The organism is Streptomyces sp. NPDC002490, assembly GCF_040296045.1.
In the GTDB taxonomy this organism is placed as follows: Bacteria; Actinomycetota; Actinomycetes; order Streptomycetales; family Streptomycetaceae; genus Streptomyces.
This window is the reverse complement of sequence record NZ_JBEOWM010000092.1, coordinates 1-11,309: the sequence shown is the minus strand read 5'-3', so window position 1 is coordinate 11,309 and position 11,309 is coordinate 1. Positions and strand designations below refer to the sequence as shown.

At 72.6% G+C, this 11,309-nt stretch carries 13 protein-coding genes; 7 read left to right on the top strand and 6 right to left on the bottom strand.

The window, feature by feature from the left end; translation table 11 throughout:
• Positions 1–124: 124 nt before the first annotated feature.
• Entirely contained in the window at positions 125–376 is a 252-nt protein-coding gene (locus ABT092_RS30245; RefSeq protein WP_351249587.1) for a DUF2630 family protein, read from the top strand.
• Here ABT092_RS30245 and ABT092_RS30240 read toward each other — a convergent pair.
• The 5 genes from ABT092_RS30240 to ABT092_RS30220 form a co-directional block, all read right to left on the bottom strand.
• Positions 367–1,083, bottom strand: a complete 717-nt coding sequence (locus ABT092_RS30240) for a phosphatase PAP2 family protein (protein ID WP_351249585.1) — start codon at positions 1,081–1,083, stop codon at positions 367–369. The genes ABT092_RS30245 and ABT092_RS30240 overlap by 10 nt on opposite strands.
• A 137-nt stretch (positions 1,084–1,220) precedes the next feature.
• Entirely contained in the window at positions 1,221–2,156 is a 936-nt protein-coding gene (locus ABT092_RS30235; protein WP_351249583.1) for a M56 family metallopeptidase, read from the bottom strand.
• A 150-nt stretch (positions 2,157–2,306) separates the two neighbouring features.
• Positions 2,307–2,867, bottom strand: coding sequence for a DUF5134 domain-containing protein (locus ABT092_RS30230; RefSeq protein WP_351249581.1), 561 nt, complete (start codon positions 2,865–2,867; stop codon positions 2,307–2,309).
• 183 nt (positions 2,868–3,050) lie between these two features.
• Complete coding sequence (locus tag ABT092_RS30225) at positions 3,051–3,611, bottom strand: WhiB family transcriptional regulator (RefSeq protein ID WP_351249579.1); 561 nt, start codon at positions 3,609–3,611, stop codon at positions 3,051–3,053.
• 275 nt (positions 3,612–3,886) lie between these two features.
• Entirely contained in the window at positions 3,887–4,567 is a 681-nt protein-coding gene (locus ABT092_RS30220) for a glycerophosphodiester phosphodiesterase (protein ID WP_351249577.1), read from the bottom strand.
• A 269-nt stretch (positions 4,568–4,836) separates the two neighbouring features.
• On the opposite strand from ABT092_RS30220, the gene ABT092_RS30215 reads away from it, so the two are divergent.
• From ABT092_RS30215 to ABT092_RS30195, 5 genes are read left to right on the top strand one after another with little or no spacing between them, the layout of a single operon-like run.
• Complete coding sequence (locus ABT092_RS30215; RefSeq protein WP_351249575.1) at positions 4,837–6,270, top strand: DUF6421 family protein; 1,434 nt, start codon at positions 4,837–4,839, stop codon at positions 6,268–6,270.
• Between the two features lie 29 nt (positions 6,271–6,299).
• Positions 6,300–7,049 (top strand): SDR family NAD(P)-dependent oxidoreductase, encoded by a 750-nt coding sequence (locus ABT092_RS30210; RefSeq protein ID WP_351249589.1) that lies wholly within the window; start codon positions 6,300–6,302, stop codon positions 7,047–7,049.
• A complete protein-coding gene (locus tag ABT092_RS30205; protein WP_351249573.1) occupies positions 7,046–8,116 on the top strand; it encodes a threonine aldolase family protein in 1,071 nt (356 codons plus the stop codon). Before ABT092_RS30210 ends, ABT092_RS30205 begins: the two co-directional genes overlap by 4 nt.
• Positions 8,117–8,169: 53 nt before the next feature.
• Positions 8,170–8,769, top strand: a complete 600-nt coding sequence (locus ABT092_RS30200; protein WP_351249571.1) for a transglutaminase-like domain-containing protein — start codon at positions 8,170–8,172, stop codon at positions 8,767–8,769.
• A gap of 49 nt (positions 8,770–8,818) precedes the next feature.
• The gene (locus ABT092_RS30195; protein WP_351249569.1) at positions 8,819–9,517 is read left to right on the top strand and encodes a B3/B4 domain-containing protein; all 699 of its coding nucleotides are present in this window, start codon (positions 8,819–8,821) and stop codon (positions 9,515–9,517) included.
• Positions 9,518–9,577: 60 nt separating this feature from the next.
• Here ABT092_RS30195 and ABT092_RS30190 read toward each other — a convergent pair whose 3' ends face one another.
• On the bottom strand, positions 9,578–10,306 hold the full coding sequence (locus ABT092_RS30190; RefSeq protein WP_351249567.1) for a lysophospholipid acyltransferase family protein: 729 nt from the start codon (positions 10,304–10,306) through the stop codon (positions 9,578–9,580).
• A 311-nt stretch (positions 10,307–10,617) separates the two neighbouring features.
• Here ABT092_RS30190 and ABT092_RS30185 point away from each other — a divergent pair, with 311 nt between their 5' ends.
• Positions 10,618–10,998, top strand: a complete 381-nt coding sequence (locus ABT092_RS30185) for a TlpA family protein disulfide reductase (RefSeq protein WP_451362387.1) — start codon at positions 10,618–10,620, stop codon at positions 10,996–10,998.
• Positions 10,999–11,309: the final 311 nt, after the last annotated feature.

Sequence of the window (11,309 nt, the reverse complement as noted above, 5' to 3'; positions counted from 1 at the left end):
GCCCGCCCCCCGGGGGGGGGTGGGGGGGGGGGGGGGGGGGGGGGGCCGCCCCCCCCCACCCCGTTCTCCTCGCGGGACTCCCGCTCCCTCCCTACAGTGGGGACGGGGCCGAGGAGGCGAGGACATGGACCAGCGACAGATCCTGGAGCGGATCACCGCCATGGTCGACGACGAACGGCGACTGCGCGACGCGCTCGCCGACGGTCGCGGCGGCGACGGCGGAGCGGAGGAGCGCGCCCGCTTGGCGGCGCTGGAACGCGAGCTCGACCAGTGCTGGGACCTGCTGCGCCAGCGGCGCGCCAAGACGGAGTGGGGCCAGGACCCCGAGGAGGCGAGGGTCCGCCCGTCCTCGCAGGTCGAGGGCTATCAGTCCTGACGGCGCCCGGTGCCCGTCCCGGCCGGCCGGGACGGGCCGGGTCGGCGTTCGTACGCGGTGATCGCCACGACGACGACCAGCGCCCCCCACGACCAGCCCCCCACCACGTCCGAGGGCCAGTGCACGCCCAGCCAGATCCGGGTGAGCCCCACTCCCAGGACCGAGACCGCCGCACCGACCACGGCCGCGCGCCACAGCGGACGCGGGGCCCGGTGCCGGTACAGGGTCCACAGCACCAGGCCGCAGACGACGGTCGCGGTCATCGCGTGACCGGAGGGGAACGCCGAGTAGTGCGCCGAGTCCACCGGATCGGGCCAGTGCGGGCGGTCCCGGTCGACCGCGAACTTCATGCCCTGCTGGAGCGCCGTGCCGCACAGGCAGGCGGCGACGAGCCAGACCGCGTACCGAAGGTCCCGCCGCCACAGCAGCCACCCCACCACCACCGCGAAGAGCGCCCGCATGGTCCACGGGTCCCAGACCCAGTCGCTGAGGATGCGGTACGCATGGGTCTGGCCCGGGTCGGCGACGGCCCACCGGTGGGTGGTGCGGGCCAGCTGCGCGTCCAGGTCCATGAGCGGGTCCCACCGCACCACCACCAGGACCAGGAGCAGGACGGAGAACCCTGCCAGGAGCAGTGCGCAGCGCAGGAGGCCCGGGCCGGTCGGCGCGGAGGGGGACGGTGCGGAGCGGGGGGACACCGGGTGCATGGGGGTGATCCTTCCGGACCGGAGGGGTCCGGCGTGCGGATTCCTCCGGATCGCCCCGGGGGCCGGGGCGAACGACCGGTGGACGACGGGTCGGATGGCCGGTTCGGTGCCGCCGGTCGTCCGACCGGGCCGCGGGATCAGCGCAGGGCGTGCAGCCCCGGGACGAAGGCCACCAGCACCGGCACCACCGGGACCAGCGCGGCTGCCGCGGTCAACCGCAGCCGGTGGGCCGGGGTGAGCCGACCGGGGGCGGCGAGCAGCCGGTTCACCCGCTGCCCGACGAGGGCGTGGGGCGTCGGGCACGGGCCGAACGTCCCCCGGCCCTCGTTGAGTTCCACCAGGGCCAGTGCGGTGGTGAGCCGTCCGAACCTGCGTGAGGCGACGTCGTCGGCGGCGAGTTCGACCAGGCGGTGCATCTGGTCGCGGAACGCGGCGAAGACCGGCACCTGCGGAAATCCGTTGGCCAGGGCCGAGGAGGAGTGCAGCAGCCAGTGGTGCCGGGCCTGGGCGTGGCCCCGCTCGTGTGCCAGCACGGCGTCCAACTGGCGTCCGGTGAGCCGGCGCAGCGCTGCCGTGGTGATCACCAGTTGTGGTGAGTTCCCCGGCAGCCACCAGGCGTCGGGGCGCTCGGCCTCCAGGACGAGGAGTCGGTCGGGGCGCGGTTCCTCGCCGGGCAACAGCGGTGCCCGACGCCGGAGTTCGGCCCGTCGGGAGCGCCGGAGGGCCCCGGCCTGCCGGACCTCCCGGATCAGCATCGCGACGGTCCACACGGCGCCGCTCGCCAACAGCACGGCCGTGGTCGCGGCCCACGGGCCGGCGGTGCCCAGGGCGTACGCCTCGACCACGACGCTCGGGGCGGGAGCGAACAGCCCGCCGCGGACGGTCTGCCACGCGGCGGCCGCGCTCAGCGCCATCGACAGGGCGCAGCACAGCAGGACCGCCGCCACCACGCACTGCCAGACCCACAGCGCGACGACGGGTTCTCGTTCGGGCCAGTCGGCCCGCGCGAGCAGTCGCGGGGCGAGTGCGGCGGTCAGGGCGCCGAGCAGCAGCAGTGCCACGGGAACCGTCATGCCACCAGCCTATTTGTGTGTGTCAACGCCTCGGTACAGGTGATGCGTGCAAAGTGACGCAGGACACGTTTGGCGGGGGTTTGCGGGCCGTGCCGGGCGGTGGTCGGACGCTTTGGATGTCCCCTTCGGGTACCGGGCCCCGTCGTGCCGTCAGAGCGTGAGCAGCATGGCGCACATGGCCAACCCCATGGCGATGCGGCACGTCCGGAACGCCTCGGGGCCCAGGGCCCACCCGGTGCGCTCCGTCCCTCCGCCGGTGTCGGCGGGTGCGGCCGGCCCCGGGGGGATCGGGGCCAAGCGAGCACCCGCGGCCAGGACGTACAGCACGAAGTAGCCGAGCAGCACACCTGTCAACAGGGGTGCCGCCGTGGCCTCGTGCCCGTCGGCCATGGCGATCGACATGTGGACCATGGCCGTGGCGCCCACCGCGTGGTGCAGGTGGTGGGCGGGGCGCCGGGTCCGCCGGGTGTGCCACAGGGCTTGCAACGCGTTGGCGCCGAAGAGCGCCGCGCCGATCAACCAGGCGGTGCGGGGCAGGGCCAGGACGGCGGGGGGCACGGCCATCGTGGCGGTGCCGAAGCCCATCAGGGCCTCGCCGCCCGCCCCGCGCCGTCTCCCGGGGGCACCGAGGCGCATGCGCAGGAGGCAGTAGCTGCCGCTCAGCGCGCCCAGCAGGAGGAGGAGCCAGGCTGCCGGAGCCGGTGTGTGCACCGGGCACCTCCCCGTTCGGCGGTGTCGGCACATGGCTGCCCGGTACGGGCGGGAGGTAGCCGGCGGGGAACGGGCGTACGGATGTGCGGGGGAGTGCGCGGGTCGCGCGGGCCCGGATGGGCGCGACCCGGCGTGCGCCGGAGCCTTCGGTATCGCCGCCACGTACCGATGGCTCCCCGCGGCTCAGGCGACCTGCTGGCCGTGGTGCGCCGGGGCGATCGCGTCGGTGACCCGGGTGGCGCGGGGGCGCGGGTCGATTCCGGCGGCGCGCAGGAAGTCCGCCGCCGCCTGGGCGGCGGTCAACGAGCGCCGCACCCGGGGCCTGGGCACCGCCGTGGCGAGGCAGATGCGCTCGATGCGCCAACCGTGCCAGGCCAACTGCCAGACCACGGAACCCAGGTGCTCCGGCGGCACGAGGAGGCGCTCACCGGTCAGCAACCGTCGCACGAGGGCGTCGTCGGCGCCGTACAGGGTGCGCAGGGCGCGCCGGAACCTGCGGCGCTCGGCGGGGGTCAGACCTCCCCAGACCCCGTCGGCCTCGGAGTGGTCGATGGCGTGCCGCAGGCAGTCCACGCGGATGGGACAGCCGCCGCAGATGCGTTTGGCCTGTTCGATCGAGCGGTCCCAACGCTCCGAGTTGCCCAGGGGGAAGAAGAGTTCGGGCTCGTGGCCGATGCAGGCGGCGCCGGGGAATGCGACGTCGAGCACGGGAACGCGGTCGCGGGGCGGCCGGGAGACGGTCATGGTGCGTTGTCCCTTCGGGCGTGAGGTCTGCCCGACCCCCGACGGGCCTGCTCCGGGTGTGCACGGCCCGAGGTCGAGCGGCTCGGTCCGCGTCGGCAATCCCATCCCAGCAGACACCGGGACCGCTTGCGCACCGAGCCTTCGCCCCCAACAACGGATGGCGGGGCGGACGCGTTCAGCACGACGGGCGAGGAACTCGTCACGTACCCGGGGCGGCACGCCCCCCGACCGCGGCGTGCACCGGGTGGGCCGGGGTCGGAAGGCCGGCGGGCGGCTCACCCGGTGACGACGGCCCGCCTGATCTCCGGGTGGTCCGTGGTGGCTCCGTCCAGGCCCAGGGCGCGGGCCAGCCGCAGGTGCGCGGGGGTGTTGACGACCCATCCGATGATCCGCAGATCGGCCCGCCGGGCGTGCTCCACGACCTCCAGCGTGAGCCGGCGGATGTTCAGGACGAGGGTGCCCGCCCCGACCGCCGTCGCCCGGTCGACCACGTCGAGTCCGTACCGACTCGCCACCAGCGCGGTGCGCACCCCGGGCACCAGGCGGGAGACCTCGGACAGCGCCTCGTCGTGGAAGGAGATGACCTCCACCCGGGGCACCAGGTCGCGGGCGTGCAGGACCTCGGCCAGCGAACGCGCCGCGGCCACGTCCTTGATCTCGGCCTGGAGGGGGGAACGGACCGCGTCGAGGACCTCCTCGAACACGGGCACGCGTTCCCCGAGGCCGGCGTCCAGGGCCCGGAGCTGCTCCAGGGTCTGGTCGGCGATGGCGCCGCTGCCGTCGGTGGTCCGGTCCACGCGTGCGTCGTGCATCACGACCAGTGCGCCGTCCTTGCTCAGGTGGAGGTCGAGCTCGATGACGTCGAGTCCGGCCCGCTCGGCGGCCCGGAAGGACCGCAGGGTGTTCTCGGGCTCGACGCCCATGACTCCGCGGTGGCCGATGGTGAGGAAGTGCACGGGGGTGTTCTCGCTTCCGTCGACGGCGGGGGCCGCGTGGTGCGCGTCCGTCGCGACCTCCCGGGGGGTGTTCCGACCCTAGGCCGTGACCGGGAACCCGCACGACCGTCTGGCGCCCGACGTGCCGGAGCCGATGACCACCCGGACATGACAGGAAGAACTTCGGTGGGGAGGCGATGATGCCGAATATTTTCCTGTCCTCACTTGATGTGGAGAACCTTGCATGCATACGGTGGTCTAACAGAAGGTTCTCCCGTGGAGGGTGAGATATGACGGATGTTCTTGTGCAGGCGAGTGCGGAGGGGCGGGTTTCTCCGTCGGAGCGGGTGATCGGTCATCCGTCCTGGCCCCTGCTCAAGGCCGCCGTCGAGGAACTCAGGGCCTGGCAGTCGGGGGACGGCTCGATCGACTTCGAGGCGGAGGGCGCTCCGGACCCGGTCGCCGCCACCGCGGTGGTGGAGCGCATCGTCGCCGGGGTCGAGGGCGTCGCCCCGCTGCTGGAGCACGACGCCGCCTACCACGCCGCGCTGGTGGGCGACCTGCGTCGCTGGGCCGCCGCGGGCTTCGGGGTCCCCGACTTCCTGGACTCCCTGCTGGCCTTCCAGCCCGCCGCGCGCCGTGAGGACGGCCTCCAGCACCTGGTCGTCTTCCCCATGTACACCCAGAACGGCAACCCGGACCGGAACCTCGAAGCGGTGGTCCTGCGCATGGTGTGGCCCGACTGGCTCGCCGAGCTGGAGCGGACCCGCTACGACAACCCGCTGTTCTGCGGCATCACCTTCGAGGACTTCACCGCCGGCTACGACACCAATTCCGCGGTCCTCTTCCCCGAGACCATAGCCGTGCGCGAGGCCCCCGAGCGGTTCACCTGGGGCGGCATCTTCTGCGACCGCGAGGCCGCCCGCTTCCGCCGGGTCACCCACGCCTCCGTGGACATCCTCGGCCTGGAGCTGCCCGAGGACATCGCCGCGATGATCGACGACCAGAGCCGCTGCGAGCAGGCGTTCGTCCTCTGGGACATGGTCCACGACCGCACCCACAGCCACGGTGACCTGCCCTTCGACCCGTTCATGATCAAGCAGCGGCAGCCGTTCTGGATGTACGGCCTGGAGGAGCTGCGCTGCGACCTCACCGCCTTCAAGGAGGCCGTGCACCTGGAGGCCGACGGCTTCCCGCAGGGCCGTGACGTGCAGTTCGCCGTCCTCTTCGACCGGATGTTCCGCTTCCCGGTGACCGGCGAACGGGTGCGCAACTACGACGGGCTCGGCGGCCAGCTCCTCTTCGCCTACCTCCACCAGCACGACGTGGTGCGCTGGACCGACAACAAGCTGCACATCGACTGGGACCGCGCGCCGCAGGTCACCAACCAGCTCTGCGCCGAGATCGAGAAGCTCTACCGGGACGGCATCGACCGCCCGAAGCTCGTCCACTGGTTCGCCGGCTACGAGCTGGTCTCCCGCTACCTGTCGCCGCACCCCGGCTCTCGCTGGGCCAAGGGCCCGGACGCCCTCGACCTCACGCTGCCGCCGCGCAAGCTCGTGGACGAGGTGCTTCCCGACGAGTTTCCCCTGAGCATGTTCTATGAGGCGCTTGCCAAGAAGCTGAAGAACGTGATCGCCTCGACCAAGGGCATCACGGCGTCCACCCCGGACGCCGGAGACGGGGCCGCCGCCCCGGTGAGCTCCGGCGAGGTGGCTGCGTGAGCCCGCAGGGCAGCCCGGAGGTGAGCACGATGGACGACAAGGACGCACTGGACGGTGCGGTGATCGCGGTCGCCGGAGCCGCCGGCCCGGCGGGCCGGGCCACCCTGTTGCGACTCGCGGAAGCCGGTGCCACGGTGGTCGGCGCCGACGCCGACGTGGCCCGGCTGGCCGAGGCGGTCGACGCGGCCCGCTACGCGCACGGGGGCTCCACGGTCACCGGCGACACCGTCGACCTCCTCGACCAGCGGGCGACCCAGGCGTGGGCCGATCGCGTCGAGGGCGAGTTCGGCCGGATCGACGGACTGGTGCACCTGGTCGGTGGCTGGCGGGGCAGTCCCACGTTCGCCGAGACGGACCTCGCGGACTGGGACCTGCTGGAGAAGCTGTTGATCCGGACCGTCCAGCACACCTCACTGGCCTTCGAGGGCCCGCTCAAGCGCAGTGACCGGGGCCGTTTCCTGCTGGTCAGCGCGGCGGGCGCCAGCCACCCGACCGCCGGGAACGCGGCCTACGCCGCCGCCAAGGCCGCCGCGGAGGCGTGGACCCTCGCCCTCGGCGACGGCTTCCGCAAGGCGGGCGACGAGCAGGGCCCCGCCGCCGCGGCGACGATCCTGGTGGTCAAGGCGCTGGTGCACGACGCCATGCGCGCCGAGCGGCCCCAGGCGAAGTTCGCGGGCTTCACCGACGTCAAGGACCTGGCCGACCGGATCGCCGGGGTCTGGGAGCGGCCCGCCAGCGAAGTGAACGGAACCCGTCTGTGGCTCACCGAGCAGCAGTGAACCCTCCTCGAACCGATGCGAAGCGCCATCACGACCCGCAGGTGCGCGGCTTCGCCAGCGACAACTACGCCGGTGCGCACCCGGAGGTCCTCGCCGCGCTCGCCCTCGCCAACGGCGGCCACCAGGTCGCCTACGGCGAGGACGACTACACCGCACACCTCCAGGGAGTGATCCGGAGCCACTTCGGCGCCTCTGCCGAGGCGTTCCCCGTCTTCAACGGGACGGGCGCCAACGTCGTCGCGCTCCAGGCGGTCACCGACCGTTGGGGCGCGGTGATCTGCGCCGAGAGCGCCCACATCAACGTGGACGAGGGCGGCGCGCCGGAGCGGGTCGGCGGCCTCAAGCTGCTCACCGTCCCCACCCCGGACGGCAAGCTCACCCCGGAGCTGATCGACCGGCAGGCATGGGGCTTCGAGGACGAGCACCGGGCGATGCCGCAGGTGGTCTCGATCACCCAGAACACCGAGCTGGGCACGGTCTACACGCCCGACGAGATCCGCGCCGTCTGCGAGCACGCCCACCGCCTGGGCATGGTCGTGCACCTCGACGGCGCCCGGATAGCCAACGCCGCGGCCTCGCTGGACGTGCCGATGCGCACGTTCACCCGCGCCGCCGGCGTCGACCTGCTCTCCCTCGGCGGGACGAAGAACGGTGCGCTGTTCGGCGAGGCCGTCGTGGTGCTCAACCCCGATGCGGTGCGCCGGATGAAGCACCTGCGCAAGCTCTCGATGCAGTTGGCGTCCAAGATGCGGTTCGTGTCGGTGCAACTCGAAGCGCTGTTGGCCAAGGACCTGTGGTTGCGCAACGCCCGGCACGCCAACGAGATGGCCCGGCGGCTGGCCGAGGGGGTCCGGTCCGTGCCCGGCGTGGAGGTCCTGTACCCCGTGCAGGCCAATGCGGTGTTCGCGAGGCTTCCGCACGAGGTGAGCGAGCGCCTCCAGCAGCGGTACCGCTTCTACTTCTGGGACGAGTCGGCCGGGGACGTGCGGTGGATGTGCTCCTTCGACACCCGCGAGGAGGACGTCGACGGCTTCCTCGCGGCGCTCAAGGAGGAGATGGCCGGCTGAGCCCGCAGCCATAAATGAATTGAAGTTCGGCGAGTCGCATACTTATGCTTTGTATGCGACTCGCTCAGGATTCCCAGGACGACTCCGCCTACCTCGCCGCGGACGAGACCGTCGATCACGGCCACCCCCACGTCCGGGAGGTCGCCGTCCGACTGGGCTCCCACACACTTGCCCCGCATGAATATGCAAAGACGGCCTTCGAGTTCGTTCGGGACCGTATCCCGCACTCCGGCGATGCCGGTGACCCCCGGGTCAGTTGGCGGGCCTCCGACGTCCTGGAGTGGAGGACCGGGATCTGCCACGCCAAATCGCACGCCCTGGTGGCCCTGCTGCGGGTCGCGGACATCCCGGCCGGCTTCTGCTACCAGCGCCTGGCCGACGAGGACGGCACGGACCCCGTCGTCCACGGGCTCGTCGCCCTGCGCCTGCCCGGGAGCGTCGGCTGGGCGCGCCAGGACGCCCGGGGCAACGCCGGAGGCATCGACGCCCGGTTCTCGCTGGAGTCGGAACGACTGGCCTTTCCCGTGCGTCCGGAGTTCAGCGAGGTGGACTACCCGGTCTTGTATGCTGCACCGCATCCGATGGTGCTGCGCGCCTTGCAGGAGGCGCCGGACCGCACGGCGCTCCTGCGCGCCCTGCCCGCTGCGCTGTGAGCCCCGCATCGTCGGATCCCCCGACCCCACCGTACCGAGGCGAACGAACATGCCCCTTCCGCTCACCGTGTCCGACGAGGTCCGCGCCCTCGCACCCGACTTCCGCCACCTCGTCGTCGAGGCGCAGGGGTTGGTCAACACCCCCAGCACCGAGGCGACCTCCGCGCTCCTGGACGAGGCCACCGCGCGACTGACCGCGCGACTGGCCGGGCGGGCACCCCACGAGGACCCGCACATGGTCGCCTGGCGCGCGGCGTACACCGCCTTCGGCGCCAAGCCCTCCCGCACCCGCAACTCCGCCGAGGCCCTCGCCAGGCGCGCCCTCGTTGGGGGCGGGCTGCCCCGCATCAACGCCCTGGTGGACGTCTACAACGCCGTCAGCGTCGCCCACCTGGTCCCCGTGGGCGGGGAGGACGCCGACCGCATCGAGGGCGGCATGCGCCTGCTCCGGGCCCGGGGCGACGAGGCGTTCCCCACCGCTGCGGCGGGTGAGCAGGTGGTGGAGCACCCCGAGCCGGGCGAGGTGGTCTGGTGCGACGGCGCCGGAATCACCTGCCGCCGCTGGAACTGGCGCCAAGGCGCCCGCACCCGCCTCACCGAGGAGTCGCGCTCGGCGCTCTTCCTGCTGGAGGCGCTGGCGCCGATGGGTGCGGCCGGCGTCGAGGCGGCGGGCGCCGAACTCGCCGAACTGCTCCAGAAGGTGAGCCCGGGAGCCCGGATCGCCGTGCGTCCCCCGACCGCGGGATGACCGGGGCGGGGCGGCCCGCACGGACCCGCCCCGCCGGCGTCCCACCGCGGGGACGCGCCGTCAGCCGGCCTCCGCGGCCTTCACGGCCTCGGGCGTGGGCGCGCTTCCGCCGAGGTGCGCGGGCAGCCACCAGGTGTCCTGCGGGCCCCTCGGCTCGCCCGGATAGGCACGCTGCGCGGCATCGAGCAGTTCCTGCACCCGCCCCCGCAGCCGGCGGGTGATCGCCCCCGCGTACTGGTCGGCCGGTGCCTCGATCGGCTCGCCCACCCGCATGGTGATCGGAAGGTGAGCGCGCCGGAAGTTGCGCGGGTGCCCCTTCGTCCACAAGCGCTGCGTTCCCCACACCGCCATCGGGACCAACGGCACGCCCGCTTCCTGCGCCATGCGCGCGGCGCCCGACTTGAAGCTCTTGAGCGTGAACGACTGGGAGATCGTCGCCTCGGGGAAGACCCCCACGATCTCCCCGGACCGCAGCGACTCCAGCGCGTGCTGGTACGCGGTCTCACCCTTCGAGCGGTCCACCGGAATGTGCTTCATCCCGCGCATCAGGGGCCCGGACACCTTGTGCCGGAACACGGAGTCCTTCGCCATGAAGCGGACGAGCCGCTTCTGCGGCAACGCCGCGACCCCGTTGAAGATGAAGTCCAGGTAGCTGATGTGGTTGCTGACCAGCACGGCTCCACCGGTGCGCGGAACGTTCTCCGAGCCCTTGCAGTCGATCTTCAGGTCGAGCGCTTTGAACATCGTCATGGCCAGCCCGATGACGGGGCGGTAGACAAGCTCTGCCATGGAGGGGGGAGGCCCTTCTGTCTGCCTGGTGAAGTGAGGTCTCGGCGGAGTTACGCAGCCGTAGGTTTTCGGTCTGGGCAGATCGTGCCCGAAGAACCGTGCGGGGGCCAGTCCTGGCGTCTGCACGGCGCGAGATCCTCGTCACGTCATTGACACGTCCCGCTCACGTTCCGTGGAGCCGCGGGCCAGGTCGTCCGCCCCGGACCGACGGGCGGGCCGCGCTCCCACCGGTGGGCGGCGACGGGGAATCCGGGGGTTCCGGAGGGCGTTGCCGCTGCTGGGGCGCGTACGCGGATCGCGCGTTCACGGGTGTGCGCGAGGTGCGCCCGGCTGGTGCGAGGAGGCAGCGGGTGCAGGACGACGGCGGGACGACCGGGGGAGCGCCGCAACGGCTGGACCCGGCGCAGTGGGGTGGCGCCCTGGGGGAACGGGCGACGCTGGTCCAGTTCTCCACCGCCTTCTGCCAACCCTGTAGGGCCACCCGACGGGTGCTCGGCCGGGTGGCGGGCATGGTGCCGGGGGTGCGGCACGTCGAGATCGACGCCGAAGAGCACCTCGCCCTCGTCCGCCGCCTCGACATCCGACGGACGCCCACGGTCCTCGTCCTGGACGCGAAGGGCTCCGTGGTGCGCCGGGCGACGGGTCAGCCCCGCACGGCCGATGTCCTCGCCGCGCTCGCCGAGGCCCTCTGACGCTCCGGCCCCCTTCGTGCCCGAGCCGCCCGGGCGCCGCTGCGCCCGTGGACTTCCGGGCCGTCGTCGAGCTCACACATTCCGTCGTGAACGGAGTCTCCCGCCCTTGCCTACTCGTCGGTAATATCGTGCTCGGGTGTGGCCCTGCCGTACCCGGGAAAGCGTGCTTCGGGTGCGTGTGCTGCCCGAGGCCACCGGAACTGACGCAAGGCGAGGGAGTTGTCATGGGTTTGAGGGTTGTGGTGTGTGTGAAGTGGGTGCCGGATGTTGCGGGTGAGCGGGGGTTTTTGGGGGATGGTCGGGTGGATCGT

Coding starts and splice junctions, on each gene's coding strand:
- ABT092_RS30245 (WP_351249587.1), top strand. CDS start 125: ATGGACCAGCGACAGATCCTGGAGCGGATCACCGCCATGGTCGACGAC.
- ABT092_RS30240 (WP_351249585.1), bottom strand. CDS start 1,083: ATGCACCCGGTGTCCCCCCGCTCCGCACCGTCCCCCTCCGCGCCGACC.
- ABT092_RS30235 (WP_351249583.1), bottom strand. CDS start 2,156: ATGACGGTTCCCGTGGCACTGCTGCTGCTCGGCGCCCTGACCGCCGCA.
- ABT092_RS30225 (WP_351249579.1), bottom strand. CDS start 3,611: ATGACCGTCTCCCGGCCGCCCCGCGACCGCGTTCCCGTGCTCGACGTC.
- ABT092_RS30215 (WP_351249575.1), top strand. CDS start 4,837: ATGACGGATGTTCTTGTGCAGGCGAGTGCGGAGGGGCGGGTTTCTCCG.
- ABT092_RS30210 (WP_351249589.1), top strand. CDS start 6,300: ATGGACGACAAGGACGCACTGGACGGTGCGGTGATCGCGGTCGCCGGA.
- ABT092_RS30200 (WP_351249571.1), top strand. CDS start 8,170: ATGCGACTCGCTCAGGATTCCCAGGACGACTCCGCCTACCTCGCCGCG.
- ABT092_RS30195 (WP_351249569.1), top strand. CDS start 8,819: ATGCCCCTTCCGCTCACCGTGTCCGACGAGGTCCGCGCCCTCGCACCC.
- ABT092_RS30190 (WP_351249567.1), bottom strand. CDS start 10,306: ATGGCAGAGCTTGTCTACCGCCCCGTCATCGGGCTGGCCATGACGATG.